Source organism: Aureimonas sp. D3 (genome assembly GCF_001463805.1).
In the GTDB taxonomy this organism is placed as follows: Bacteria; Pseudomonadota; Alphaproteobacteria; order Rhizobiales; family Rhizobiaceae; genus Aureimonas; species Aureimonas ureilytica_A.
In genome coordinates, this window is record NZ_BBWM01000009.1 from 1 (window position 1) to 26,171 (window position 26,171).

Sequence of the window (26,171 nt, forward strand, 5' to 3'; positions counted from 1 at the left end):
CGTCCGAATTCAGATACAAAAAGACCCGCCGCGAGACGCTCGCGGCGGGTCTTTTGCATTCAAGCGGACAATGGCGCGGGATCAGAGCGAGCGGCGGCGCTCGCTGGCCCGCACGGCCAGCCGGTAGGTCGGGTCTTCGCGCCAGTCGGCATGAAGCGCCTCGTGAACGTCATCGCGTTTCAGGCCGATATCGTTCAGGAGGTAATCCGGCAGTTCCGACATTCGATAGGCTGCCCGGCGATTGCGCATGGTGCGGACGATCGCTCGAAGCGCCACGAAGCCGATGCGGATCGACTGGGCGAGGGTTTCCACGGAGGGAGCGGGTGTCTTCGATGCGAGCGTCATGGCCGTTTCTCCTTTCGAAAGCCAATCCTGGCGCGGCAGGCAAAGCGCCATCCTTCGCGCAGGACGGTCTGTCCGCGCGTTGAAAGGCAGCATGTCCCGGCTGGGCCGGTTCACACTCTCCGCTGTGTCGAGGGCTCAAGCCACCCGGTTTCGCGGTCTCGTCTCTGGCTGTCGAGAATGGAGATAGTCCGGCTTGACGGATCAGACCAACGAATGTTTCTTATGCCCAGCATCACCGATCATTATGGGTGGCGACCATGGCGACTCCCCTCGATCTCGACCAGCTTCGCACCTTCGCCGCGATCGTGGACACGGGCAGTTTCACCCGCGCGGCGGAGGAAGTGTTCAAGACGCAGTCCGCCGTTTCCATGCAGGTGCGCCGCCTGGAAGAGCGGCTGGGAACCGAGCTGTTCGAGCGCTCGGGCCGCGCCGTGAAGCTGACGGAAGCGGGCGGGCGGCTCCTGACCTATGCCCGCCGAATGCTGACGCTCAGCCAGGAAACGCTCGCCGCCTTCGACGAGCAGACGATCGAGGGCCATGTGCGCATCGGCCTGCCCGACGATTACGCCGAGCGTTTCCTGCCCGAGATCATGGCGCGATTCGTGCGCTCCAATCCGCGCGTCGAATTGCAGATCGCCTGTGAGACCACCTCCAGCCTGATCGAACATGTGGACAAGGGCCATCTCGACGTGGCGCTCGTGTGCCCCTCCAAGACCCACGCCTGGTCGGAGATCGTGCGCACCGAGCCGCTGCATTTCGTGACCTCGGCCGCGCATAACATTCACGAGGAGCCGATCCTGCCGCTCGCCATCGGGCGTGCCGACTGCAACTGGCGCCAGCAAGGCATCGACGCGCTGAACCGGATCGGGCGAACGCATCGCATCCTTTTCACCTCCTGGTCGGCGCAGATCGTCACCTCGGCCGTCTTGGCGGGTCTGGCCGTCAGCGTCTTGCCCGAATGCGCGCTGCGGCCGGGAATGCGCGTTTTGAACGAGACGGACGGTTTTCCCCGCCTGCCCGACGCGCAGATCGCCGTCATGCGCGGGCGCAACACGGATTCGCCCGTCATCTCCGCCCTGGTCGATCATATCCGAGAGAGCCTGCACAATTTGACGCCCGCCCTGCCGCCGCAGTCGCAAAGCCGCCTGCCCGAAACGCGCATGATCCGCACGCAGCGGCTGCGCCCGAGCGTCGGCGTGGCCGGCTGGTAAAGGCATGAGCGATCTGATGGAGCAGGCTACTGCCAGCAATGTCGCGGAATATTCGGTTTCGGAACTCTCCGGCGCGCTCAAGCGCACGGTGGAAGATGCGTTCGGCCATGTGCGCGTGCGCGGCGAGATCTCGGGCTATCGCGGGCCGCACTCCTCGGGCCACGCCTATTTCGCGCTGAAGGACGACAAGGCGCGGCTGGAGGCCGTGGTCTGGCGCGGCAGCTTCGGCAAGCTCGCCTTCAAGCCGGAAGAGGGGCTGGAGGTCATCGCGACCGGCAAGCTCACGACCTTTCCCGGCTCCTCCAAATATCAGATCGTCATTGAGGCGATGGAGCCGGCGGGCGCGGGCGCGCTCATGGCGCTTCTCAACGAACGGCGTCTGAAGCTCGAAGCCGAAGGGCTCTTCGCCGCCGAGCGCAAGCGTCCCCTGCCCTTCCTGCCCCGCGTGATCGGCGTCGTCACCTCGCCGACCGGCGCGGTGATCCGCGATATCCGGCACCGCATCGCCGACCGCTTTCCGCTGCATGTTCTGGTCTGGCCGGTGCGCGTACAGGGCGAGACCTGCGGCTCGGAGGTCTCGGCCGCGATCGAAGGCTTCAACGCCATTCCGCCCGGCGGCAAGATTCCCCGCCCCGACGTGATCATCGTGGCGCGCGGCGGCGGCAGTCTCGAAGACCTCTGGGGCTTCAACGACGAGGCCGTGGTGCGCGCGGCGGCGGCCTCCGACATTCCGCTGATCTCGGCGGTCGGGCACGAAACCGACTGGACCCTGATCGACCACGCCGCCGACCGGCGCGCGCCGACGCCCACGGGCGCGGCCGAAATGGCCGTTCCCGTGCGGGCCGATCTCGTCGCCATGCTGGCCGCCATCGAGGCGCGCAGCGGCGCGGCGATCTCGCGCACGCTCCAGGCCGAACGGCGGGCCGTTGCCAATCTTGCCCGCGCGCTCCCCTCCGCCGACGCGCTGCTCGCCCTGCCCCGCCGTCGCCTGGACGAGGCGGACGCGGCGCTGGAGCGCAACCAGCGGCTTCTGATCGGCGAACGGCGGCGGCGGCTTTCGGAGTCCGGCCTTCTCCTGTCCCCGGCACGGCTGGAATCCTCGATCCGAGACAAGCGGGCCGATCTGCGGCATCTCGATTCCATCCTGATCCACCGGCTGGATTCGGCGCTGCGCGAGCTTCGCCACGATCTCGATCGGCTCGGCTCGTCCTTGCGGCCCCATATCGTGACGCAGCGCAGCGGCGAAGCGCGCCACCGGTTGGCCACCGCGTCGGACCGGATGGACCGGGCTTTCTCGGCCGTGCAGGAGCGCCGCCGCGCCTCGCTGGCAGGGGCATGGCGCGTCGCCTCCAGCCTCGACCCGCGGCAGGTGTTGGAGCGGGGCTACGCCATTATTCGCGGCGAGAACGACGTGCCGATCACGCGCGCAGAAGACCTCGTGCCGGGCTCGAGCTTCGAGATCGAATTCGCGCGCGGCCACCGCCGCGCCGCCATCGCAGCAGCGCCGGACGCCGATGCCGTGCCGACCGCCAAGCCGGCCAAGGGCGCAAAACGCGCCAAGCGCGAGCAGATGGACGTGGTGCAGGGCGATTTGTTCTGACGCGGCCCTTCCATCTCACCTCACGGTGAGATGGCCGTGGTGGAGGTGCAGGATGCGGTCCATCACGCCATCAGGCAGGTTGGCATGGGTGGCGAGGATCACGCTGCGGCCCTCCGTCGCCTCGGCCAAATCCAGGAGAAACGCCTGTTCGGTTTCGGGGTCGAGCCCGCTGGTCGGCTCGTCCAGAAGCAGGATCGGCGCGGGTGAGAGTAGCGCGCGGGCGAGAACCAGCCGGCGTGCCTGCCCCGCTGAGAGCGTGCGCCCGCCCTCGCCGAGTGGCGTCTCCAGCCCCTGCGGCAGGGTGGCGACGAAGCTGCGGAGCCGCGCGCGGCGCAGCGCGTCCCAGAGTTCGTCGTCTGTCGCGTCGCTGCGGCCGATCCTCAGATTCTCCGCGATCGTGCCCAGAAAGACCGGCGCGTCCTGTTCGAGCAGCGTCACACGCTGGCGCAGGGTTTCGAAGGGTATGCGGGCCATATCCTGCCCGGCGATCTCCACGCGGCCCCGGTCGGGACGCAGCAGCCCCATGGCGAGCGCCAGAAGCGTGGACTTGCCGCAGCCGCTGGGGCCAGTGAGCGCGATCCGCTCGCCCGCTTTCAACGCCAGACTCGCGCCATCCAGAATGGGCCGCGCGCCGCGCGGTGCGAAAAACACGCCTTGCAGGCTCAAAGACGCGCCAGCCGGCATCATGGCAGGCCGGGCCGGCGTGGCCAGCGTCTGCGGCAAACGCGCAAGCGCATCCAGCCGCTCGGCGGCCGCGCGGGACGCGCCCAGCCGGGCGACGCTGCGCACGGTCCCGGCCACCGCCTCGAAACTGCCGAGAACGGCGAGCACCAGGCCGACCAGAACAGGCCCGCCGATCTGCCCACCCCGCAGCGCGGCGAGGCCCGGCATGAGCACGCCGATCAGCGCCGCGCCGGACAGGAGATGGATCGCGCCAGCCGCCAATGCGCTCTGCGCGGCGAGCCAACGCCGCGAGGCGGACAGGTGCCGCGCGCCGCTTTCCAGGCGCTGGCGGGCGTCTCCGACGGCCCCGAAGAGGCGAAGGTCCGCCTGACCGTCAATCGCGTCGATCACGGTGCCGCGCAACGACGCCAGCGCCTCGATTCCTTGCGAGCCCGGTTCGCGAGAGGCACGGGCCAGAGCCAGGGGCACGGCAATGGTGGCGAGACCGAAGGTCAGGGCATAGGCCAGCGCCGCACCCGGCAAGAGAAACACCAGCGCCAACGCGAGCGCGCCGCCCGCGAGGAGGCCCGTCACCATCGGCCCGATCGCCAAGAGGAAGATCACATCCAGCGCCTCGATATCGGCGGTGAGGCGCTGCACGAGATCGCCCCGCGTCAGTTCCTTGCGCAACGTGCCGAAGCGCGGAATGGCGGTGCGAAACGTCTCGGCGCGGATATGGCCGAGCGTGCGCAGGGTCGCGTCATGGCCGATGAGCTTCTCGCCATAGCGCGAGAGGATGCGCAGAAGCGACAGGCCGCGCACCGCCGAGGACGGGCCAAAGAGATTGAAGCTCACGGCGGCCGTTGCGAGGAAGGCGCTGGTGAGGAACCAGCCCGAGAGCGCCAGAAGCGCCGCGCCGGAGAGCAGCGTCAGAAGTGAGAGCGCGAGCGTCAGGACAAAGCGGCCCTTGCTCTGCGCGAAGACGGGGGCGAAGCGGCGAAGCGCGCTCATGCGGCATACTCCCGGCTGGCGAGGATGGGGCGAGGCCGGCCGGAAAGCGGGATCAGCCGGCGGTTCTCGATACGCAGCACGAGGTCCATGCGCTGGGCGACCGCGAGCGAATGGGTGGCAATGACGAGCGTGCGCCCGCTCTCGCCGGCAAAGCGCAGGATATCATCCAGCACCTCGCACTCGGTCTGGCGATCCAGATGCGCCGTCGGCTCGTCCAGAAGCAGGATCGAGGGCTGGCGCAGATAAAGGCGGGCCAGCGCCACGCGGTGCCGCTCGCCGCCCGACAGACCGAAGCCGCCTTCGCCGATGCGCGTTTCCAGTCCGTCGGGCAAATCCAAGGCGAAATCGAGCACGCGGGCGCGCTCGGCCGCTTCGATCAGTGCCGCGTCGCCCGCCAGCGGATCGGCAAGGCGGATATTCTGTGCGATCGTGCCGGCGAAGAGATGCGGGCGCTGTGGCAGCAGGGCGACGGCCTGGCGCAGGGCCGGCTCGGTGATCTCATCCAGCGGCCGGCCGGCCAGCCGGATCGTGCCTTGCGCCGCGCGAAGGCCCGCCAGGGCTTCCAGAAGCGTGGACTTGCCCGAGCCGCTTGCCCCCAGAATGGCGACATGGCTGCCGGCCGACAGCAGAAGATCGGCCGCGTCCAGAACGGGCCGCGCCCCATCGGGCGTGCGCAGCGTCAGCGCGCAGACCTCGACGCCGGCAGGCTCGCTTAAAGGTGTGGCGAGGTCCGGCTCCTGCGCCGGCTTGGGAGAAACGAGAGCCGGCAGCGTGCCGAACTGCGCGGCGATCTCACCGACCGCCGCCTTGGCGCTGGCCCGGTCGTGATAATGGGCGGCGAGCTGGCGCAGCGGCGCATAGATCTCGGGTGCCATGAGCAGGCAGAAGAGGCCGGCTTCCAGCGTCAGCGGCGCGGAGCCGACCGGCACGAAGCCCAGAAACGACAGGCCGACATAGAGCGCCACGCCGGCGACGCCGAGCGCGGCGAAGAATTCGAGAACCGCCGACGACAGAAAGGCGATGCGCAGGACTTTCAGGGTGCGCAGCCGCCATTCCTCGCCGGCCCGCGCCATGGCCTCTTCCGCCCCCTCGGCCTGACCGAACAGGACGAGGGTCGAGAGGCCGCGCAGCCGATCCCCGAAGAAGCCGGACAGGCGTGACAGGGCGGAGGCCTGTGCCTCTCCCGCCGCCTGCGCGCCCCAACCGACCAGCGCCATGAAAAGCGGGATCAGCGGCGCGGTGACGAGAAGCAGGAGGCCAACGACCCAATCCACCGGGAAGACACAGGCGGCGAAGCCGATCGGCAGAACGGTGGCGGCCACCATGGCCGGGAGGAAGCGCGCGAAGAACCCGTCCAGCGCCTCCACCTGTTCGAGAAGCGCCGAGGCCAGCGCGCCCGAGGCGTGACCTGCGCCCCAATCCGGCCGGCGCGCCATCCAATCATCGAACAGGGCGAGACGCAGCCGTGCCTTGATGCGCTCGGCCCCGGCCGATCCCGCGCGCTCCATGCCATAGGCAAGCCCCGCCCGCGCCAGAAACAAGCCGGCCAGCGCCAGCGCGCCCTTCGTCTCCGCTTCGGGTGCAAGCGTGCCGGACGCGGCTTCACCCAGGAGATGAGCCAGAACCCAAGCCTGAGCGACGACGAGCACGCCGGAGACAAGCGGCAGCGTGACGGCGAGCGCCAACGGCCAACCGCCGCTGGTGCGAAGGCCCCCCAGCCAACGCCGCTCGCCATCGCGCCCGCGCCCCCCGCCCACCCGATCCGCGCCCATCGCCCTGTCCTCTCGCCTGTTCGTGGAAAGGACTAGGCGACGCGCGGCGCGGCGGCATTGATTCAAATCAAGGCGCGCCCGGCGCGGCGGGTCTAGGCCTCATTGCGAACCGGACAGTTCCGGCACTTTCCAAAGGCGGGCAGACCCATGATCGACATGACGGTCGTCGACCTGTCGCGACTCCAGTTCGCGGCGACGGCGATGTACCATTTCCTTTTCGTACCCCTGACGCTGGGCCTGTCGGTTCTGATGGCCGTCATGGAGAGCGTCTATGTGATGACCGGCCGCGAGGTCTGGCGGCGCATGACGCTGTTCTGGGGCACGCTGTTCGGCATCAACTTCGCCATGGGCGTCGCCACGGGCATCGTCATGGAATTCCAGTTCGGCATGAACTGGAGCTATTACAGCCATTATGTCGGCGACGTGTTCGGTGCGCCGCTGGCGATCGAGGGCCTGATGGCCTTCTTTCTGGAAGCGACCTTCATCGGCCTCTTCTTCTTCGGCTGGGACCGGTTGAGCCGCGTCGGGCATCTCGCGGTGACCTGGCTGACGGCGCTCGGGGCCAATTTCTCCGCGCTCTGGATTCTGATCGCCAATGGCTGGATGCAGAACCCGGTCGGCTCGACCTTCAACCCCGAAACCATGCGCATGGAGATCACGGACTTCATGGCCGTGGTGTTCAACCCGGTGGCGCAGGCAAAGTTCGTCCACACCGTGTCGGCCGGCTATGTCACGGGCGCGATGTTCGTGATCAGCATCAGCGCATGGTTTCTGCTGCGCGGCCGGCATGTCGACCTCGCCAAGCGCTCGATCGCGGTGGCGGCGAGCTTCGGCCTCGCCTCCGCCCTGTCGGTCGTCGTGCTGGGCGACGAGAGCGGCTACACCGCGACCGAGCATCAGAAGATGAAGCTCGCGGCCATGGAGGCCATGTGGCATACCGAGCCCGCGCCGGCCGGTTTCAACCTCTTCGCCATTCCGGGCGACAAGGAAAACTCCTTCGAGGTGCAGGTGCCCTATGCGCTCGGCCTCATCGCCACGCGCTCCATCTCCGGCGAAATTCCCGGCATTCTCGAGCTCGTGCAGACGGCCGGCCAGCGCATCCGCAACGGCCAGATCGCCTATGCGGCGATGGAAGCCGTGCGCGCCGACCCGTCCGACGCCAAGGCGCGAGAGACCTTCGCCGCCACATGGAAGGATCTCGGCTACGCGCTGCTTCTCAAGCGCTACCGCGAGGATGTGGTGAACGCGACGCCTGAAGAGATCACGCAGGCCGCCTTCGACACGGTGCCGGGCGTGGCCCCGCTCTTCTGGAGCTTCCGCCTCATGGTGGTGATCGGCTTCTATCTGATCGCCTTCTTCGCCACCGCCTTCTGGCGCGCCTCGAAGCACCGGATCGGCACCAATCGCGCCCTTCTCTGGATCGCGCTTCTCTCCCTGCCGACGCCCTGGATCGCCATCGAGGCGGGCTGGTTCATCGCCGAATATGGCCGCCAGCCCTGGGTGGTGGAAGGCGTGCTGCCGACCTTTTACGCGGCCTCCGGCCTGACGCTGACGGATCTGTCCATCAGCCTCGCCTTCTTCCTGACGCTCTACACCACGCTCGCCGTCGTGATGGTCTTCCTCATGCTGAAGACGGTCAAGGCCGGGCCGAAGGCGGCAGCCGACTGGATCGACGACGCGGGCGGCTCGCGCTTCGTGCCCAAGGGCGCCGCCGCATCCCCCGACCATCGCTGAAAGCTGAACCCATGACCCAACTTCCCCTCGACTACGAAACGCTCCGGCTGGTCTGGTGGGTGCTCCTCGGCACGCTTCTCATCGGCTTTGCGATCATGGACGGCGTCGATCTCGGCGTCGGCGCGCTCCTGCCCTTCGTGGCACGATCTGACGAGGAGCGGCGCATTCTCATCAACCTCATCGGCCCGACCTGGGAAGGCAATCAGGTCTGGCTGATCTTAGGGGGCGGGGCGATCTTCGCCGCTTGGCCGGCGCTCTATGCGGCGAGCTTCTCCGGCTTCTACCTCGCGATGATCGTGATCCTGCTGGCGCTGATCCTGCGGCCCGTGGGCTTCAAGTTCCGGGGCAAGGTGAAGGACGCACGCTGGCGCGAGACCTGGGACTGGGCGCTGTTCGTCGGCGGCTTCGTGCCGGCGCTGATCATGGGGGTGGCCGTGGGCAATGTCCTGCTCGGCGTGCCCTTCGGCCTCGATGCGACGCTGCGCCCGCATTATACCGGCAATGTCTTCGGCTTGCTTCGCCCCTTCGCGCTTCTCTGCGGTCTCGTGTCGGTGTCCATGGTGATCACGCTTGGCGCGAGCGTCATCGCCACGCGCTGCCCCGGCGCGGTGGCGGACCGGGCGCGGTCCTATGGCCGCATGGCGGCCATCGCCACGCTTGCGCTCTTCGCGCTCGGTGGGCTCTGGGTCGCCTTCGGACTCGATGGTTATGTCGTCACCAGCCGGCAGATCGGCGCGGCAGCGTCCAACCCGCTGGCCAAGAGCGTGGTGATCAAAACAGGCGCCTGGATCGGCAATTACTCAAGCCACCCCTGGATGCTGATCGCCCCGGCCCTTGGCTTCCTCGGCTCGGTCCTCGCGCTTCTGAGCCTCGGCGCGCGCGGCGGCGTGGTGGCGATCCTCGCTTCGGCGGCGGCCGTCTTCGGCATCGTCTCCACCGCCGGCCTCTCGCTCTTCCCTTTCCTCCTGCCCTCCAATCTCGACCCGAACGTCAGCCTGACCGTGTGGGACGCCTCGTCCAGCCATCTGACGCTCTTCGTCATGCTGATCGCGACGCTCGTCTTCCTGCCGATCGTTCTGGCCTACACGACCTGGGTCTATCGCGTGATGCGCGGGCCGGTGACGGCCACGTCCATCGGCCGCAACCCCAACGCCTACTGAGGAGCCGACGCCATGTGGTATTTTTCCTGGGTTCTGGGCCTCGGCCTCGCCTGTGCCTTCGCCATTCTCAACGCCATGTGGTTCGAGATGAAGGAGGATCGCCGGTTGTCGGCCCTCGCGATCGAGCCCGAAGGGCGGCCCGGAACGGCTCTGGATGGGGCCTGATATGAGCGACGATCTCACCGAACAGCTCGCGAGCCTCACCGTGCCACGCTACACCTCCTATCCCACGGCGGCGGACTTCTCGTCGGCCATCGGCCCGGCGGAAACGGCCGCCTGGCTCGCTGCGAGCGATGCGGGCCAGCCCGTCTCGATCTATCTCCACGTGCCTTATTGCCGGGAGATCTGCCATTATTGCGGCTGCCACGCCAAGGCGGCGCTGCGGGACGACGTCGTGACAAGCTATCGCTTGGGCCTGGAAGCGGAGATCGCGCTGGTCGCCCGCCATCTGCCCGCCCGGCTTCGCATCGCACGCATCGCTTGGGGCGGCGGCACGCCCTCGATCCTCGGCATTGCCGGCGTGGCCTCGGTCCTGCGCGTGCTGGAGCGCCATTTCGATTTCGAGACCGGGTTCGAACATGCGATGGAACTCGATCCGCGACGGGTGGACCAGGCCGTGGTGGACGGGCTTGCCGTGCTGGGCGTCAACCGTGCGAGCCTCGGCGTGCAGGATCTCGACCCCGAGGTTCAACAGGCGATCGGCCGGGTGCAGCCGGCCGAGACCGTGCGCGCGGCAGTCGCCATGCTGCGCCGTGCCGGCATCGCGAAGCTGAATTTCGACCTCGTCTATGGCCTGCCGCGACAGAGCGTGGACAGCCTGAAGCGCACGTGCCGGGAGGTCATCCTGCTCGGCCCCGATCGCGTCGCCTGCTATGGCTACGCGCATCTGCCCGCGCGCCGCGCCAACCAGCGACTGATCGACGCCGCGCTTCTGCCGGGCGCGCCGGAGCGGGTGCGCCAGCAGGAGGCGGTGGCGGCGAGCTTCATCGCCCATGACTACCAGAGCATCGGCATCGATCATTTCGCCCTGTTCTGCGATCCGCTGGCGGCGGCGGCCCGCGCCCATCGTCTCCACCGCAACTTCCAGGGCTATACGGACGATGCGCAGGAGGTGCTGATCGGCTTCGGCGCGTCCTCCATTTCGCGTCTGGCCGGGGGCTTCGCGCAGAACGAAAGCGGCATAGAAGCCTATAAGGCGAGAGTCCTGGCGGGAGAACTGCCGACCCGGCGCGGCCATGCCTTCGAGGGGGACGACCGCGAGCGCGCCCGCATCATCGAGCGCCTCATGTGCGACTTCCGCGTCGATCTCGGCCGGCAGGCGCGGCACTATGCCGACGAGCTGGCGCTCCTGCGCCCGCTCGCTTTGCAGGGGCTCGTGGACATGCGCCATGACGTCATCGCCCTGACCGAGAAGGGGCGACCCTTCGTGCGGCTGGTCTCGGCCGTGTTCGATCGCTTTCGCAGCGAAGGCGAGCGGGGCTTCAGCAGCGCGGTTTGAACGGGAGGGGAAAACGAAACGCCGTTCCGGTAGAAGGGAGCGATCTGTCCCCACCCGGAGCTTTCCATGTCGGAACCGCATCGCATCGGCACCATCGGCCTGTCCGCCCGCATCAAGGAGGATGGCGCGGAACTGACCTCGCTTCGTGACCGCGAAGGCCGGGAATTTCTCTGGCAGGCCGGCCCGGAATGGCCGCGCCATGCGCCGGTTCTCTTTCCCATCGTCGGCCGCCTGCCGGGCGACCGGCTGATCGTCGATGGCCAGTCCTACCCGCTGACGCAGCACGGCTTCGCGCGTGACAGCCGGTTCGAATGGCTGGAAAAGGGCGAGACGCGCGCGCGCCTCGTGCTGCGCGACAGCGAAGAGAGCCGCGCGCGCTTCCCTTTCGCCTTCGAGTTGGAACTCGCCTACGAGGTGAGCGAGGACACGCTGACCGTCACCACCACCGTGCGCAATCCCGGCACGGTGTCCCTGCCCTATGCCGTCGGCGCCCATCCCGCCTTTCGCTGGCCGCTGGCGGAGGGCGTGGCGAAGGAGGCTCACGGGCTTCGCTTCGAAGGCGCGGCGCCTGTGAGCGCCAGCGCGCTGGAGGGCGGCTTCCTGAAGGGCGAGCGGTCGGTTCCGGTGGTGGGCGAGATGCTCGAACTCTCCCCCGAGCTGTTTGCGGGGGACGCGCTGGTGTTCGGGGACATCGGCGAGAGCGCGGTGCGCTTCGAGGCGCCGGGCACAGACGCGCCGTCTCTGCGCGTCTCCTGGCATGGCTTCCGCGATCTCGGCGTCTGGTCGAAGCCGCAGGGCGCGCCTTTCCTGTGCATCGAGCCTTGGGCCGGCACCACGCCGCCGCTGGGCTGGGATGGCGAGTTCGCGGACAAGCCCGGCAACGAGCATCTGAGCCCCGGCGAAGCGCGCTCCTATGTCTGGACAGTTTCCGTCGCCGACTAAAGACGGGGATAACCACAATGAGAGGAAGCCCCGCGCCGAAGGCGACGCGGGGTGGTTTCGAACCGAGCATTAAGTCCGTGCGTGGCTTCTCCTTCGCGGTGCAACAAACGAGACCGAATCTGATGTTCCGTCGCGCGCGCGTAAGTTTGAAAACCAAGATCATCGGCGGGATCGGCGCCGGCCTCCTTCTGGCGCTACTGCCGGTGGCCGGGCTCCTGGCCTATGAGACCCAGACACAGTCGGACGAGACGGCCGAGCGGCTGATGACCAGCGAGGCGGGACGCGCGGCCAAGATCGTCGAAAGCGGAATCGCCGGGCTCGACACGGCGGCGCGCCTCACCGCCGGCGGCATCGGCGAGCGCCATGCCCGGCTGGACATCACGCGCAAGGATGTCATCGAAGCGCTGCGCCTGAGCTTCGAGCCCAACCCTCTCGCCTATGGCGCCTGGTTTCTGGAAGCGCCCAAGGCGTTCGACGGCGAGCAGGACCGGATGAAGAGCAATATGGCGCAGGGGGCCAACAAGAACGGCATCTTCGCCCCGTGGTGGCATCGCGGCGCTACGCCAATGCCGACATTCCAGATCTTCGATGAAGATTATCAGGCACCCTGGTGGACGCTCGCAGCCGATAGCGGCACATCCGGTGTGACACCGGCCTATATCGAAACTGACACCGGCAACAAGAACCTGCTCGCCAGTGTCGTACACCCCGTCTTCTCGGCCGGCCAGTTCATCGGCGTCGTGGGGCTCGATATCCAGATCAGTCAGATCAACGACTTCCTGAAAGATATCAAGCCGTTCGGAACCGGCAACGTGAAGCTGCTGGGCGCCGATGGGACCTGGCTGTCGCATCCCGCCCCCGCCCGACTGACGACGCCCTATCGCAACACGCTGGGCCGCACCGAACTCGACGCCGCGATAGCGGACAAGAAGCCGCACAGCGTCGCGGGCATCACCGACCTCGACGGCCACGTCGTTCGCCGTATCTTCTACCCCTTCGAGCTTCCGGGTCTGCACACGACCTGGATCGCGGTGGTGGATGTGCCCGAAGCAACGATTGCCGGCCCCATGCGAGAGCAGTTGACGCTTCTGGCCATCGGCTTTTCCGCCATCTTCGTCGTGATCCTTCTGGCGGTGGCGCTGGTCAGTCATTTCACCATCGTGCGCCCGATGCAGCGCGCCGTGGATCTGGCGCGCCGCATCGGCTCGGGCGACCTGACGCAGCGTATCGAGGTGAAGGGCCGCGACGAACTGGCCGACCTCCAGCGCGCCATGAGCGATATGACGGTCAAGCTCTCCGAGATCGTCTCGGGCGTGCGCGCCTCGTCCTCGCTGGTCGCGGCCGGCTCGGCCCGCTCGGCGTCCACCGCCGAGAAGCTGTCGTCCGGCTCGACCGAGCAGGCCGCCGCCTCCGAGCAGGCCTCGGCCGCAATCGAAGAGATGACCGCCAACATCCGTCAGAATGCCGACAACGCTTCGACCACCGAGAAGATCGCAGCGCAGGCGGCGACCCATGCTGGCACGACGGGCGAAGCGGTGACGCAGTCCACCAAGGCCATGCGCGAGATCGCCGAGAAGATCGCGGTGGTGCAGGAGATCGCGCGTCAGACGGACCTCCTCGCGCTGAACGCCGCCATCGAAGCCGCCCGCGCCGGGCAGCACGGCAAGGGCTTCGCCGTCGTCGCCTCCGAAGTGCGCAAGCTCGCCGAGCGCAGCCAAGCAGCGGCCACCGAGATCGGCGATCTTTCCTCGCGCACGCTGATCGTTGCGGAAGACGCAGGCTCGCGTCTGGAAAAACTGGTGCCTGATATCCGCAAGACGGCGGAACTGGTCTCGGAGATTTCGGCGGCCTGCCGCGAGCAGTCGGTTGGGGTGGAACAGATCAATCACGCGATTCAGCAATTGGATCAGGTGACACAGGCCAATGCCGGCGCGGCCAACGAGATGACGGCGACGGCCGAGCAACTGGCGTCCGAAGCAGGCCGCCTCGAAGAGCGCGCGGGCTTCTTCCGCATGACGGATGCCGAGCGCGACGCGCTGATCCAGGCCGAAGCGCTGGAGATCGAAGCCACCAACCGCGAGACCGAAGCGCGCAAGACCGCGCGCAAGCCGGCAGCCCCGGTCAAGGCAGTAACCAAGGCGACGGCTGCGCCCGCCGCATCGGCCTCCGCCGCAGCGCCCAAGCCCGCGCGCCACGCCAAGGCACCGGTGAAACTGGCGTATGTGGACGACGATCTGTTCGAAAGCGGCCCGGCCGCCAACCCCGTCCATTCGCTTCAAGCCCAAGCGGCGGGCTTTGTGGCCGAACGGCCGGCGAGCAGCGGCGGCTTCTCGCTGGATCTCGACGGCGGAGACGGGTTCGAGCGCATGAGCCGATAAGGCTTCGCGCAGCCCCTATGACCAAGGAAAGGCCCATGTCTCCGCATGGGCCTTTTTTCTTTTGCCGGAATCGCGCAAAGGCCAAAGTGACGATTGGGAAGGCCAGCGTCCTTCCCATGCCACAGTGCTGTGGTCCACGCCGGCCCATGACACGGTATGACGAGAACGGGGGCAAAGGTCGAAGAGTGCTGATGACAGGGTTTGTGCGCCGATTCCTTTTGATCCTGGCCATGGTCTGCTTCGCCGCCGGCGCGGCGCAGGCGCAGGACCCGCCCAGCGCCAATGCCACGAGCGCGCAGATCATCGCCGATCTCGACACCAAGGGCGCGGACTACGAGGCCGCCAAGGCGAGCGTCGCCCAGACCCTGCCGAGCGAGGATCGCGCGGCGCTGCGCGAGCGCGTTTTGGCCATTCAAGGTTCTGCCGAACAGGCCGTCACGGCGCTGACGCCCATGCTGGACGCCATGGACAAGCGCATCGCCGATCTCGGCGAGGCCAGTGAAACGGAAGCGCCCGACATCAAGGCCCAGCGCGAGGCGCTGAAAAAGGAGCGCACCGATCTCGACTCCGCGATCAAGCGCGCCCGGCTTCTCGCCACCAACGCCCGCGACTCGGTCGAAACGATCAACCGGATGCTCGCCGAGGAGTTCAACCGCTCGACCTTCGAGCGCGTGTCCTCGCCGCTCACCGGCCGGTTCTGGAACTCGATCGCGCTCTCCATGCGCTTCGACATCCTGCGCGCCACGTCCTTCGGGCGGGACACGCTGGAAGGCGTCACCGAGGGGTTCAGCGGATCGGGGGCGCTTGTCTTCGCGGCCAGCCTCGGCGTCAGCCTCGTCCTCCTATATCCCGTGCGGCGGCGGCTGCGGGCGGTCGGTCGGCGCTTCGCCATCGCCCAGGCACCGGGCACGCGGGCGCGGCGCTCGGGGCTGGCGCTCTGGTTCATTCTCGTCGGCACGCTGACGGCGAGCCTCAGCTTTCTCCTGTTCGGGCAGGGCCTGCGCTGGGCGGGCGTTCTCACCGAAGAAGCCGATGCGCTCCTGACCTCCTTCATCGGCGCGGCCTCTTTCGGGGCGTTCATCGTGTCGCTCGGCGGTGGGCTTCTTCTGGTGGACCAGCCCTCCTGGCGCCTCCTGCCGCTTACCAACGACGCGGCGGCCCGGCTGCGGCCTTACCCGTCGCTCGCCGCGATCCTCGTGACGATTGGCATCACGGTGGTCGCCTTCAACCGCATCGTCGGCGCCAGCCCCTCTTCCACCGTCGCCGCCAATCTCGCCATCGCGGTCGCCTATATGATCCTGATCGGCTCGGTTCTCCTGACGCTGCGCCGGCTGCGGCGCGCGCAGGTCGAGAACACGACGCCGACGGCGCTGCGCAGCGTCGTGACGCTGACGACGCTCGTCTGCTGGCTGGCGCTGATCGTCAGCGTGCTCGCCGCGCTTCAGGGTTATGTGAACCTGTCGCTCTTCATCGGGCGACAGACTGTGTGGATCACCGTCGTCTGCGCCTCGGCCTATCTGCTTCTGGTCGTGGTGGACGATCTCTGTACCACGATCTTTTCCCCCGAAGCCTGGACCGGGCGCGCCGCCTACGAGGCGCTGGGGCTCAAGCCCTCCACCGTCGGGCAGCTCGGCGTGGCGCTGTCGGCGCTCCTGCGCATCGGCGTGGTGCTGCTGGCGCTCGCCATGATCTTCGCGCCGTTCGGGCCGGGCACGGATGCGATCTTCAGCCAGCTCGGCGACCCCCTGATGATCACGGTCGGCGGCTTCACGCTGGAGCCGGGCGCGGTCCTGCGGGCGCTGATCGCCCTGGCGCTCGGCATCGCGGCCATGCGCCTCGTCCGGCGCTGGCTGAACGAGACCTATCTGCCGACGACGGAGCTGGATGCCGGCGCGCGCAACTCCGTCTCGATGATCGTCTCCTATGCCGGCATCATCCTAGCCGGCTTCTGGGGCCTGACCTCGCTCGGCATCGGGCTGGAGCGCATCGCGCTGGTCGTCAGCGCGCTGTCGGTCGGCATCGGTTTCGGCCTTCAGGCCATCACGCAGAACTTCGTCTCGGGCCTGATCCTTCTGGCCGAGCGGCCGGTGAAGCTCGGAGACAGCGTGCGCATCGGCACCGACGAAGGGGATGTCCGGCGCATCAGCGTGCGCTCCACCGAAATCCAGCTGCCCGACCGCTCGACGCTGATCGTGCCGAACTCCGAGTTCATCACCAAGCCGATCCGCAACATGACGCTGGCGGACCCGGTCGGGCGTGTTCAGATCGCCTTCTCGGTGCATCCGTCCGCCGATCCCCTGGCGATCCGCAAGGCGGTCATGGAGATTTTCGACGAGCACCCGGCCGTTCTGGAAGACCCCAAGCCGAACGTGTTCATCGACTCGATCGCGGACGGCAAGGTGAACTTCAACTGCTTCGCCTTCGTCGCCTCGCCCCGCCAGGCCTATTCGACGCGCAGCGCCATCCTGTTCAGCGTGTTGGAGCGGTTTCAGGCTGACGACGTGAAGCTCGCGCCGACCGTCACCTAAGGACCTTCAGGCCGCCGGCGCGGGCGCGTGGGCGGCTTTCAGGTCGAAGCGCACGAGAATGTCGCGGCCGAGCCATTGCGCGGCCGGATCGTTCTTGGCGCCGAGATCGAAGGCGAGGCGATCGATCTTGGCGGACCCCACGACATGCGCCGTGCCGTCCGCACCGGGCTCGAAGGTGAAGGGCACGGAGATGGGCGCGCTCTTGCCCTTGATGGTGGCGGTGCCCTCGGCGACGTAGCCGGTCTCCGTCTTCGCGAAACGGGTCAGCGCAACGGTGACATTCGGATGGGACGTCACGTCCAGCCCGTCCGGCCCCGGTGCGCTGGAGCGAACGAACGGGTCGCCGACCGTGATCGAGGCCGCGTCGATATCGATCCGGGCCGAGGCCTGATCGAGATGGGCCGGGTCGAACGCGATGTCGGTGTTCCAGCTCCCGATCGTGCCAGTCATCGGTTTGCCGGAGAAGGTCGCCTCGTAGGTGAAGCTGGAGGCGGCTTTATCGATCGCCCAGCCCCCGAGGGCGACGGATGCAGGGGCATTCGCCGAGGCAACGGCCTGGACAGACGGCGCCGCTCCGTCGCTCTGGCCCACAGCCAAGCCGCCGCCCAGAAACAGAGCGGCCAGACCCGCGGCCAGCGGAATGGCCAGAAGCGCGGTGGACTGGCGCGGCAGATGGCCGACCGGAAGAATGCGCGACAGCGAGGGCTGGCGGTCGAGAACCGAGTGTTTCAGCGCGCCCGCAACATGCAGAACGAGCAGCGTCAACGTGGAATAGGCAAGCCAGGTGTGGAGCGTCGCGGCCAAAGCCTCGCCCCCCTCCCCGCGCCAGCCGGCCGGAATCGGCAGGTTCGGCCAGGGCAGGTGTTCGGAAAGAAACAGAAGCGTCGGGATCGCGGTCGGCGAGGCGGACACGACGAGCCAGCCCGACAGCGGCACGAGCAGCATCACCGCGTAAAGAAGACCGTGAACCAGATGGGCCGCGCCCGCCTCGAGAGCGCCCATCGGCGCATGGGCCGGCGGCGGGTTGAGCAGGCGCCAGGCGATGCGCGCCAGCGTCAGCGTCAGCACCATGAGGCCGACCGTCTTGTGCCACTGGAAGAAGGCAAAGCGGCTGCCATCGGGTAGAACGTCCAGCCGCATCATGACGAAGCCGCCGGCGAGCTGAAACAGGATCGCCAGGGCGATCGCCCAGTGAAGGAGCATGGCTCCCGCATTGTAACCTTTGACGCCGTCCGGCCCGCTTCGCATCGTCTTCGCCGCTCCGCAACTCGATTGAAAGAAGGCCCGGCGGTGAGCCGGGCCTCGATGGTTTGCCTCGAAAGGAGGGAGCCGATTACGACTGCGGAACGAACTCGGTCTCGATCGTGAGCTTGACGTCGTCGCTGACCGGGCCGACCAGGGCGTTGATGCCGAAGTCGGAGCGCTTGATCATGCCGGTGGCCGAGAAGCCGACGACGGGCTTCTGCGACATCGGATGCGGGTTGAGCGCGGCGTTCAGCTTGACGTCGAGCGTGACGGGCTTGGTCACGCCGTGCAGGGTCAGATCGCCCATGACCTTGCCCGTGTCCTTGCCCGTGGTCTCGATCTTGGTGGAGACGAACTTGATCGTGTCGAACTTCGCGGCGTCCAGGAACATCTCACCCGCGATCTCGGCGTTGAAGTCCTTGTCCTTAGCCGGATAGTTCGTGTCCACCGACTTCGGATTGATCGTCGCGGTGAGCTTGGACTTATCCGGGTTGGCCGAGTCGAGGGTCAGCGTCGCGTTGATGTCGCTGAAGCGGCCGATATAGTTCGACGTGCCGAAATGGCTGACCGTCCAGAGAACGTTGGTATGCGTGCGGTCGGCGACATAGGTGCCGGCCGGCACGTCGATCGTCTGCGCGGAGGCCGCGCCCAGACCCACGAGAAGCGCGCCAACGGTGAGGACGGATTTCAGAAGCGACATCGGGTTTTCCTTAGGTTCCGGGATCGGAAGTGGGGCGAACCTACGGATGGTTTCGCAACTGCGAAATCCCCGCCAGCGTGACACACTGTCTACGCCGGGCGACGCAATGGGTGAGACTTCTGCCCAAAAACTGTCACGAAGAATGGCGGGGTCGCGCCGTCGGGAGACGGCAGACCATCCATCATCGCAGCGATGCCGGGCGGAAGTCTTACGCCCGGCCATCCTAAAGAATCGCCGTTCGATGGCAGGGGCTTAGACGGTCGCCTCGAGCCGCCTCCGATTCTCCCGCCACCAGATATAGACGCCGCTCGCGACCAGAAGCGCGGTGCCGGCCACCATAGCGGGGCGTAGCGGATCGCCGAACAGCGCGACACTCAGAAGCCCGGCTGTGAGCACCTGCGAATAAAGGAAAGGTGATAGGAGCGAGGCCGGCGCGTGAGCGAAGGCGCGCACCAGCGTGAAATGGCCGAGCGTGCCGAAGACGCCAATGGCGGCGAGAAGCAGGCCGGTCGCGGCGTCGGGCGTCTGCCAGTTCGGCACGACGGCGAAGGAGAGAATCACCGCGCCCGAGATCGTGGTGTTGAACTGCGTCGCCGCCGCATCCTCGCGCCCTGCCAGATGGCGCGTCAGGAGCAGAAACAGCGCGTTGGACACGGAGGCCAGCAGCGCCAGTCCGAGCGCGGGCTCGAACCGCCCGAAGCCGGGGCCGAGGATCAGGAGCATTCCGCCAAAGCCGACAAGCACCGCGAAGATGCGATGCGGGCCGATCCGCTCGCGCAGGAATAGAACCGATAGAAGCGTCACCATGATGGGCGAGAAGAAGAGCATGGCCGTCGCGTCCGCCAGCGGCACCCGCTTGAACGCCTCGTACATGAGAAAGGTCGTGGCCAAGAGGCAGAGCCCGCGCAGGATCTGAAGCCCGGGATGGCGTGTACGTAGGAAGCCCGTCCCGGTGCGCCACGAGAGATAGGTGCCGACCAGCACGGTCTGCACGAAATAGCGAAACCAGATGACCTGGATCACCGGCAGGATCAGCGTCAGGCTTTTGCCGATCGCATCCATACACGCCAGAAGGCCGCCGGCCAGCAGGGTGAGAAGAATGCCGACGAGCAGCGAATTGTCTTTGCGCACAGCGAATGTCCGATTCCCGCCAGCCGGTTAAGGCCGGTTTCCGGTTCCCGCGAGGGGTTTCGCGGGAGCGATGTTTCGAAAAAGGCGAAGGGCCGGGCGGCCTCAATCCGCAACATAGGCGAGCGCGGGCGGGCGGGCGTTGCGGCGATGAGTGGCCAAGCGCTCGCAGCCTTTTTCGCGCGAGGCGGCCAGATGCTCCGCCAGCGCCTCGGCGGCCGCCGGCCCGTCGCCAGCCGCCAGCGCGCCGAGGATCGCGGCATGTTCGCCCAGAAACGGATCCGTCGTGCCCGGCCCGCAGAGAAACTGCTGGAGATGCTTGCCGCAGACGAAGGAGGCGCGCGCGCGCCCGAGCGCTTCCACGAACTCGCCATTGGGGCAGAAGCGCAGGAGCGTGACGTGCAGGTCTTCCTCCAGCATGTCCAACTCGCGCTTGAGCAGACGCGGAAACCGGCGCTCGGCCGCCCTCAGGCGCGCCTGCGCCTGTTGAAGCACGGGGTCGGGCAGGCGCTCCGCCGCCAGACGCAGCGCGGCGGGCTCCAAGAGAAGGCGCAGGTCGTAGAGATCGGCCAGGCGGCCCTCGTCCAGCGGGACCGTCCACCAATGCGCGTCGCGCTTTTCGGTGAGACCCGCCGCCTTGGCGCGCAGAAGCAACTCGCGCGCCGGCAGACGGCCAATGGAGAAGGCACGCGCCAGCGCCAGTTCGCTCACGCGAAAGCGCCCGAACATGGCGCGCTCCAGAAGCTCGCGCTCCATCTGGTAATACAGATCGTCGCTTGGCCGGGCGCTCGCCTCGGCCGTGCGATCGGCACCGACTTGAGCGCGCGAGAGGTCGAGCCGCAGCGGCTCGCCCGCCTGGCCCGCCAGAACGCCGCGCCCGTCGAAGCGGCGCACAAGCCCCTGGCGCTCCAACTCGCTCAAGGCTTGGCGAACGGGCTGGCGGCTGGAGCCGAACAATGCGGCCAGCGGCCCTTCGAGCAGCACGGCCCCTTCCGGCAGCGCACCGCTCGCCAGACTGTCGCTCAGCGCCTCGACGATGCGTCGATAGGCGGGCCGGCGCGCGGCGGCCTCGGCCCCGCCTGTGTCTCCGGCCTCGCCCCTCATCTCGGGCTCGCTCAGGTGATCGCGCCGATCTGCCAGGGCACGAACTCGTTGTCGCCGTAATCGTAAATCTCGCTGAGCGTCTGCTTGCCCGAGGCGACATCGAGGATGAAGTCGAACATGCGCTGGCCGGATTCCTCGATCGTCTCCTCGCCGGTGACGATGCCGCCGCAATTGATGTCCATGTCCTCCTTCATCCGGTCGAACATCTCGGTGTTCGTCGCAACCTTGATGGTCGGCACCGGCTTCCAGCCCGACACGGAGCCGCGCCCGGTGGTGAAGACCAGCATATTGCAGCCGCCCGCGATCTGTCCGGTCACCGCGACCGGATCGTATCCCGGCGTGTCCATGAACACGAAGCCCGGCTTGTCGATCGTCTCGGCATATTCATAAACCGCTTCGAGCGGCATGGTGCCGCCCTTGGCGACCGCGCCCAGCGACTTTTCGAGGATCGTGGTGAGGCCACCGGCCTTGTTGCCGTGCGAGGGGTTGTTGTTCAGCTCCGCCCCATGGCGCGCCGTGTAGCCGCGCCACCATTCGATGCGCGCCATCAGCTTTTCGGCCACCGCCGGCGTCACCGCGCGGCGGGTGAGCAGATGCTCCGCACCGTAGATTTCGGGCGTTTCGGCCAAGCACGTCGTGCCGCCATGGCGCACCAGAAGGTCCGAGGCGTAGCCGAGTGCCGGGTTGGCCGAGATGCCGCTATAGCCGTCCGACCCGCCGCATTCGAGCGCGAGCTTGAGGCCCGACAAGGGCTGCTCGGTGCGCTCGGCCGCGTTCACGGTCGGCAGCATCTCGCGGATGATGGAGGCCGCTTCCTCCACCGTGCGCCTGGTACCGCCCAGTTCCTGAATGGTCATGGTGCGCAGGAGCGGGCCTTCGGTGAGGCCGTATTTGTCGGTGATGAGCGAGATCTGGTTGGTCTCGCAGCCGAGGCCGATCATCAGGATCGCACCGAAATTGGGATGCCGCGCATAGCCCGAAAGCGTGCGCGTCAGAACCTCGTAGCCCTCGGTCTTGACCGAAACGGCACAGCCCTGGCCATGCGTCAGCGCGACCACGCCGTCCACATTCGGGAAACCATCCAGCCCACCCTTGTTGTTGAAGTGGTCGGCAATGGCGCGCGACACGGTGGCCGAACAGTTCACCGAGGAGACGATGCCGATATAGTTGCGCGTTCCAACCTGCCCGTCCGCGCGCGCATAGCCCATGAAGGTGCGGCGCTCGGCTTGCGGGAGCAGCGGCGTTTCGCGCGCGTCGGAGGCGAAGTGATGGTCGGCGTGGCTTTCCTGCATGGCGAGATTGTGCAGGTGGACATGCTCGCCGGGCGCGATCGGGCGCGAGGCGGTGCCGATCACCTGGCCATATTTCAGGACGGGCTGCCCTTCCGCGATGGCTCGCAGCGCCACCTTGTGGCCGCTCGCGATGTCGACGGCCGCGCGCAGACCGCCCGGCAACGAATCGCCCGCCTTCACCGGCCGCCGCGCCACGGCGACATTGTCCTCGCCGTTCAGGACGATGATGGGAGAAACCTCTGAAACGACGGACATGCACCCTCCCGGGAACGAAGAAGGGCCGCGCCAGAGGCAGCGGCCCTTTTCGAAGAAAATGACTTTTGCTGACAAAAGTCATTCCACTTTGCCGCCGTGCCGTCAAGCGGCGCGAGGCGTCAGGCGGCGCGAAGCTTCAAGCGGAGCGGGTCAGTAGGCCGGACGCTCGCCCGCGATCACACCCTTGCGCAGAAGGAAGCAGCCGTAGAAGCGCGGGTCGGCGACCTTCACCACGGCGAAGCTCTGCTTGGCCGCCTCATAGAAGGCATAGCGCTCGATCGCGACGATCGGCACGGTCTCGCCGGCCGCCTCAATCTCGGCGCGCACGGCCGCGCGCGGCTCGGGCACTTCGTCCGGCTTGCCGACCACTTCCATGCAGCGCACGGGATCGTCCACGAACCCGTCGAGCGGCAGGAGGCTCAGGATCGCGCGCGCGGCGCGGTCGATCGGCACGGCACCGAGATTGACGAGTTCCCCCGAGATGGTCTCGGCCGCGACGGATTCCGCCGGGAAGTTGCCGTCCACCAGCGCGATGTCGTCGCCATGGCCCATGGCCGCCAGAACCCAAAGGAGGTCCGGCGTCAGAATGGGGTCGAGTGTCTTCAGCATGATCGTTTCCCTTTAGGAACGGAACAGATGCGCTTCGATGGACGCCGGCTTCATCTCGATGGAGAAGCCGGGCGCCTGGGGCGGGAAGTAGCGGCCGCCACGGACATCGCAGGGCTCGAAGAAGTGCTCGTGCAGATGATCGACATATTCGGCGACTCGCCCGTCCCAGCTTCCCGAGATCGAGAGATAGTCGATCATCGAGAGATGCTGAACATATTCGCACAGGCCGACGCCGCCGGCATGGGGGCAGACCGGCTTCCCGAACTTGGCGGCCATCAGCATGATCGCCAGATTCTCGTTGAGACCGCCGACGCGCGCGGCGTCGATCTGCACCACGTCGATCGCCTCGGCCTGGAGGAACTGCTTGAAGAGAATGCGGTTCTGGCACATCTCGCCGGTCGCGACCTTGACCGGGGCGACGCCGCGCCGGATCGCCTGATGGCCGAGCACGTCGTCCGGCGAGGTCGGCTCCTCGATGAACCACGGATTGAACTGGGCGAGTTCCTTCACCCAGTCGATCGCCTCGCCGACTTCCCAGATCTGGTTGGCGTCGATCATCAGCATCCGATCCGGGCCGATTTCCTCGCGCAGGATGCGGCAGCGGCGCTTGTCGTCCTCGAGATCGCGCCCGACCTTGAGCTTGAAATGCGACCAGCCTTCGGCAATGCCCTCGCGGCACAGGCGGCGGATCTTGTCGTCGTCATAGCCGAGCCAGCCGGCCGAGGTCGTGTAGCTGGGATAGCCTTCCGCCATCAGCTTTTCGCGGCGGGCGGCCTGCCCGTCCTTGGCGCGCTTCAGGATTTCCAGAGCTTCCGCTTGCGTCAGCGCGTTGGACAGGTAGCGGAAATCGACGAGGCGAACGATTTCCTCGGGCTGCATGTCGGACACGAGCTGCCAGACCGGCTTGCCTTCGGCCTTGGCGTAGAGGTCCCAAACGGCGTTGACCACCGCGCCCGTCGCCAGATGCATCACGCCCTTGTCCGGGCCGACCCAGCGCAGCTGCGAATCACCCGTCACGAAGCGCCAGAACTCGCCCATGTTCTGGGTGATCTCGGAGAGCTTCAGGCCGTGGAGCTTGGGGGCCAGGAGGTCGATCGCCGCGCGGCAGAGATCGTTGCCCCGGCCGATCGTAAAGGTCAGGCCGTGCCCTTCCGGCCCGCCATCGGTCTCGAAGGCGACATAGGCGGCGGAATAATCCGGGTCCGGGTTCATCGCGTCCGACCCGTCCTTCTGCAGGGACGTGGGAAAGCGGATGTCGTAGGAGCGATGCGTTTGGATCGTCCAGTCCTGAACCATGGTTCCTCCCGAGCGCCCGGCCAATGGACGCGCTCTTGGTTTCTGATATGAAATGGGTAATCATGAGTGAAACGGATCGTCAAGCGACAGGGAGCGAGCGGATGGCAGACGAGGACGCCGAAGACGGCACCGGCCGCCCCGATCGCGAGCGGCGCTACACCGCCCCGGCGCTGGAAAAAGGGCTGGATATTCTGGAGCTTCTGTCGGCCTCGCGCGAGGCGCTGACCCTGCAGCAGATCGGCGACGGGGTGGGCCGCACCAAGGGCGAAATCTTTCGCATGGTGAGCGTGCTTCAGGATCGGCTCTATATCGAGCGCACCGAAAGCGAGGATCGCTTCCGCGTCACCGACCGGCTGTTTCGCCTCGGGCTCAACCGCCCGGTGAACCGCTCGCTGGTGGAAACCGCCCTGCCCTTCATGAACGCCTTCTCGGATGCGACGGGCTATGCCTGCCATCTCGCCGTGCCCAGCGAAACGCAGATGGTGGTGATCGCGCGCGTGGAAAGCACCAGCCATATCGGCTTCACCGTGCGCATCGGCTATCGCCAGCCGCTGACGCTGACCGGCTCCGGGCGCTGCCTTCTCGCCTTCATGAGCGCGCGCCGGCGCCATCGCACGCTGCTCGACATTCACCGCGAAGACCCCGCCTTCGATCTCGACGCGCTGGAGCCGGAACTCGCCGCCATTCGCGCGGCCGGCCATGTGGCGCGCCCGAGCGGATCGACGGAAGCGGTGGTGGATCTTTCCGTGCCGGTGTCGGAAGCGCATGAGGGCGGCGCGATCGCGGCCCTCACCTGCCCTTATCTGCGCATTCGCCTCAACCCCTGGGAGCCGGACGCGCTGATCGCGGAGCTGACCCAAGCCGCCGGCCGGATCGGACAGGGCCTCGCGCTGCAGCAGGATTGATTTACCCGCGCATCCGTGATGTACCCTTGAAACACCAGGCGAAGGAGAGAGACGATGGCCGGACGGCTCGCAGGCAAGACGGCGGTGGTGACGGCCGCCGCGCAGGGGATGGGACGCGCCGCGGCGCTCGAATTCGCGGCCGAGGGCGCCAAGGTTCTGGCAACTGACATCAACGCCGCCGCGCTCGAAGAGCTGAAGGCCCATGGGATCGAGACCAGCGTTCTCGACGTGACCGACGCCGAGGCCGTGAAAGCCTTCTGCGCAGCGCACCCCGCGCCGGACATCCTGTTCAACTGCGCGGGCTATGTCCACGCCGGCACAATCCTCGAATGCGAGGAAAAGGATTTCGACTTCTCGGTCGCGCTCAACGTGCGCTCCATGTACCGGCTCATCAAGGGCTTCCTGCCGGGGATGATCGACCGGGGCGGCGCGTCCATCGTCAACATGGCGTCCGTCGCTTCCAGCGTCATCGCCGCGCCCAACCGCTTCATCTACGGCACGACCAAGGCCGCCGTCGTCGGCCTGACCAAGTCGGTCGCGGCCGATTTCGTGACCAAGGGCATCCGCTGCAACTGCATCTGCCCCGGTACGGTGGAAAGCCCGTCGCTCGGCGACCGGATGCGCGCGCTCGGCGACTACGAGACGGCACGGGCCGCCTTCATCGCGCGCCAGCCCATGGGCCGGCTCGGCACGCCCGAGGAAATGGCCAAGCTCGCCACCTTCCTCGCCTCCGACGAGTCCGGCTTCATGACGGGTCAGGCGCTCGTCGTGGACGGCGGCTGGTCCAACGTCTGA

General features: G+C 67.3%; 21 protein-coding genes. 11 read left to right on the forward strand and 10 right to left on the reverse strand.

All coding sequences use genetic code 11. From position 1 onward, the window contains the following. Positions 1-81 precede the first annotated feature (81 nt). A complete protein-coding gene (locus AUL36_RS03205; RefSeq protein ID WP_058601555.1) occupies positions 82-345 on the reverse strand; it encodes a DUF1127 domain-containing protein in 264 nt (87 codons plus the stop codon). 257 nt (positions 346-602) lie between these two features. Here AUL36_RS03205 and AUL36_RS03210 point away from each other — a divergent pair, with 257 nt between their 5' ends. After that, on the forward strand, positions 603-1,556 hold the full coding sequence (locus AUL36_RS03210; protein WP_062217952.1) for a LysR family transcriptional regulator: 954 nt from the start codon (positions 603-605) through the stop codon (positions 1,554-1,556). A gap of 4 nt (positions 1,557-1,560) precedes the next feature. Then, on the forward strand, positions 1,561-3,156 hold the full coding sequence (xseA, locus tag AUL36_RS03215; protein ID WP_062217955.1) for an exodeoxyribonuclease VII large subunit: 1,596 nt from the start codon (positions 1,561-1,563) through the stop codon (positions 3,154-3,156). A gap of 15 nt (positions 3,157-3,171) precedes the next feature. On the opposite strand, the gene cydC is transcribed toward xseA, so the two are convergent. Continuing rightward, a complete protein-coding gene (gene cydC / locus AUL36_RS03220; RefSeq protein WP_062217958.1) occupies positions 3,172-4,830 on the reverse strand; it encodes a thiol reductant ABC exporter subunit CydC in 1,659 nt (552 codons plus the stop codon). Beyond that, positions 4,827-6,602 carry a thiol reductant ABC exporter subunit CydD gene (gene cydD, locus AUL36_RS03225; RefSeq protein WP_062217962.1) on the reverse strand — a complete coding sequence of 592 codons (1,776 nt, stop codon included), beginning with the start codon at positions 6,600-6,602 and terminating at the stop codon, positions 4,827-4,829. Before cydD ends, cydC begins: the two co-directional genes overlap by 4 nt. 147 nt (positions 6,603-6,749) lie before the next feature. On the opposite strand from cydD, the gene AUL36_RS03230 reads away from it, so the two are divergent. From AUL36_RS03230 to AUL36_RS03260, 7 genes are all read left to right on the forward strand, one after another. Next, a complete protein-coding gene (locus AUL36_RS03230; RefSeq protein WP_062217965.1) occupies positions 6,750-8,336 on the forward strand; it encodes a cytochrome ubiquinol oxidase subunit I in 1,587 nt (528 codons plus the stop codon). Between the two features lie 11 nt (positions 8,337-8,347). Further along, entirely contained in the window at positions 8,348-9,496 is a 1,149-nt protein-coding gene (cydB, locus tag AUL36_RS03235) for a cytochrome d ubiquinol oxidase subunit II (protein ID WP_062217967.1), read from the forward strand. A gap of 12 nt (positions 9,497-9,508) precedes the next feature. After that, on the forward strand, positions 9,509-9,661 hold the full coding sequence (gene cydX / locus AUL36_RS03240) for a cytochrome bd-I oxidase subunit CydX (RefSeq protein ID WP_058601497.1): 153 nt from the start codon (positions 9,509-9,511) through the stop codon (positions 9,659-9,661). 1 nt (position 9,662) lies between these two features. Next, the gene (hemN, locus tag AUL36_RS03245) at positions 9,663-10,994 is read left to right on the forward strand and encodes an oxygen-independent coproporphyrinogen III oxidase (protein ID WP_062217970.1); all 1,332 of its coding nucleotides are present in this window, start codon (positions 9,663-9,665) and stop codon (positions 10,992-10,994) included. A gap of 66 nt (positions 10,995-11,060) precedes the next feature. Then, a complete protein-coding gene (locus tag AUL36_RS03250; protein WP_062217973.1) occupies positions 11,061-11,936 on the forward strand; it encodes an aldose 1-epimerase family protein in 876 nt (291 codons plus the stop codon). Positions 11,937-12,058: 122 nt separating this feature from the next. Continuing rightward, on the forward strand, positions 12,059-14,314 hold the full coding sequence (locus AUL36_RS03255; RefSeq protein WP_062217974.1) for a methyl-accepting chemotaxis protein: 2,256 nt from the start codon (positions 12,059-12,061) through the stop codon (positions 14,312-14,314). Between the two features lie 191 nt (positions 14,315-14,505). Next, positions 14,506-16,842, forward strand: a complete 2,337-nt coding sequence (locus AUL36_RS03260; protein WP_062217977.1) for a DUF3772 domain-containing protein — start codon at positions 14,506-14,508, stop codon at positions 16,840-16,842. Positions 16,843-16,848: 6 nt separating this feature from the next. Here the strand turns inward: AUL36_RS03260 and AUL36_RS03265 are convergent, their stop codons facing one another. The 7 genes from AUL36_RS03265 to AUL36_RS03295 form a co-directional block, all read right to left on the reverse strand. Beyond that, positions 16,849-18,090, reverse strand: coding sequence for a cytochrome b/b6 domain-containing protein (locus AUL36_RS03265; RefSeq protein ID WP_062217980.1), 1,242 nt, complete (start codon positions 18,088-18,090; stop codon positions 16,849-16,851). An 85-nt stretch (positions 18,091-18,175) separates the two neighbouring features. Beyond that, positions 18,176-18,787, reverse strand: coding sequence for a YceI family protein (locus AUL36_RS03270; protein WP_058634915.1), 612 nt, complete (start codon positions 18,785-18,787; stop codon positions 18,176-18,178). A 252-nt stretch (positions 18,788-19,039) separates the two neighbouring features. Then, positions 19,040-19,918: a DMT family transporter gene (locus tag AUL36_RS03275; RefSeq protein ID WP_062217983.1), complete on the reverse strand. Its 879-nt coding sequence runs from the start codon at positions 19,916-19,918 to the stop codon at positions 19,040-19,042. 102 nt (positions 19,919-20,020) lie between these two features. Beyond that, on the reverse strand, positions 20,021-21,019 hold the full coding sequence (locus AUL36_RS03280; RefSeq protein WP_062217987.1) for an FCD domain-containing protein: 999 nt from the start codon (positions 21,017-21,019) through the stop codon (positions 20,021-20,023). 11 nt (positions 21,020-21,030) lie between these two features. Then, entirely contained in the window at positions 21,031-22,566 is a 1,536-nt protein-coding gene (locus tag AUL36_RS03285) for a UxaA family hydrolase (RefSeq protein WP_062217990.1), read from the reverse strand. 150 nt (positions 22,567-22,716) lie between these two features. Beyond that, a complete protein-coding gene (locus AUL36_RS03290; RefSeq protein WP_062217992.1) occupies positions 22,717-23,175 on the reverse strand; it encodes an RbsD/FucU family protein in 459 nt (152 codons plus the stop codon). Positions 23,176-23,187: 12 nt separating this feature from the next. Continuing rightward, the gene (locus tag AUL36_RS03295; RefSeq protein WP_062217995.1) at positions 23,188-24,471 is read right to left on the reverse strand and encodes an L-fuconate dehydratase; all 1,284 of its coding nucleotides are present in this window, start codon (positions 24,469-24,471) and stop codon (positions 23,188-23,190) included. A gap of 101 nt (positions 24,472-24,572) precedes the next feature. Between AUL36_RS03295 and AUL36_RS03300 the strand changes: the two genes are divergently transcribed. Then, positions 24,573-25,376, forward strand: coding sequence for an IclR family transcriptional regulator (locus AUL36_RS03300; protein ID WP_062217998.1), 804 nt, complete (start codon positions 24,573-24,575; stop codon positions 25,374-25,376). 54 nt (positions 25,377-25,430) lie between these two features. Then, positions 25,431-26,171 (forward strand): SDR family oxidoreductase, encoded by a 741-nt coding sequence (locus AUL36_RS03305; RefSeq protein WP_058601484.1) that lies wholly within the window; start codon positions 25,431-25,433, stop codon positions 26,169-26,171.

Excerpts from the sequence above, each read along its gene's own strand:
- AUL36_RS03205 (WP_058601555.1), bottom strand. The coding sequence starts at position 345 with ATGACGCTCGCATCGAAGACACCCGCTCCCTCCGTGGAAACCCTCGCC.
- AUL36_RS03210 (WP_062217952.1), top strand. The coding sequence starts at position 603 with ATGGCGACTCCCCTCGATCTCGACCAGCTTCGCACCTTCGCCGCGATC.
- xseA (WP_062217955.1), top strand. The coding sequence starts at position 1,561 with ATGAGCGATCTGATGGAGCAGGCTACTGCCAGCAATGTCGCGGAATAT.
- cydC (WP_062217958.1), bottom strand. The coding sequence starts at position 4,830 with ATGAGCGCGCTTCGCCGCTTCGCCCCCGTCTTCGCGCAGAGCAAGGGC.
- cydD (WP_062217962.1), bottom strand. The coding sequence starts at position 6,602 with ATGGGCGCGGATCGGGTGGGCGGGGGGCGCGGGCGCGATGGCGAGCGG.
- AUL36_RS03230 (WP_062217965.1), top strand. The coding sequence starts at position 6,750 with ATGATCGACATGACGGTCGTCGACCTGTCGCGACTCCAGTTCGCGGCG.
- cydB (WP_062217967.1), top strand. The coding sequence starts at position 8,348 with ATGACCCAACTTCCCCTCGACTACGAAACGCTCCGGCTGGTCTGGTGG.
- cydX (WP_058601497.1), top strand. The coding sequence starts at position 9,509 with ATGTGGTATTTTTCCTGGGTTCTGGGCCTCGGCCTCGCCTGTGCCTTC.
- hemN (WP_062217970.1), top strand. The coding sequence starts at position 9,663 with ATGAGCGACGATCTCACCGAACAGCTCGCGAGCCTCACCGTGCCACGC.
- AUL36_RS03250 (WP_062217973.1), top strand. The coding sequence starts at position 11,061 with ATGTCGGAACCGCATCGCATCGGCACCATCGGCCTGTCCGCCCGCATC.
- AUL36_RS03255 (WP_062217974.1), top strand. The coding sequence starts at position 12,059 with ATGTTCCGTCGCGCGCGCGTAAGTTTGAAAACCAAGATCATCGGCGGG.
- AUL36_RS03260 (WP_062217977.1), top strand. The coding sequence starts at position 14,506 with ATGACAGGGTTTGTGCGCCGATTCCTTTTGATCCTGGCCATGGTCTGC.
- AUL36_RS03265 (WP_062217980.1), bottom strand. The coding sequence starts at position 18,090 with ATGCGAAGCGGGCCGGACGGCGTCAAAGGTTACAATGCGGGAGCCATG.
- AUL36_RS03270 (WP_058634915.1), bottom strand. The coding sequence starts at position 18,787 with ATGTCGCTTCTGAAATCCGTCCTCACCGTTGGCGCGCTTCTCGTGGGT.
- AUL36_RS03280 (WP_062217987.1), bottom strand. The coding sequence starts at position 21,019 with ATGAGGGGCGAGGCCGGAGACACAGGCGGGGCCGAGGCCGCCGCGCGC.
- AUL36_RS03285 (WP_062217990.1), bottom strand. The coding sequence starts at position 22,566 with ATGTCCGTCGTTTCAGAGGTTTCTCCCATCATCGTCCTGAACGGCGAG.
- AUL36_RS03290 (WP_062217992.1), bottom strand. The coding sequence starts at position 23,175 with ATGCTGAAGACACTCGACCCCATTCTGACGCCGGACCTCCTTTGGGTT.
- AUL36_RS03295 (WP_062217995.1), bottom strand. The coding sequence starts at position 24,471 with ATGGTTCAGGACTGGACGATCCAAACGCATCGCTCCTACGACATCCGC.
- AUL36_RS03300 (WP_062217998.1), top strand. The coding sequence starts at position 24,573 with ATGGCAGACGAGGACGCCGAAGACGGCACCGGCCGCCCCGATCGCGAG.
- AUL36_RS03305 (WP_058601484.1), top strand. The coding sequence starts at position 25,431 with ATGGCCGGACGGCTCGCAGGCAAGACGGCGGTGGTGACGGCCGCCGCG.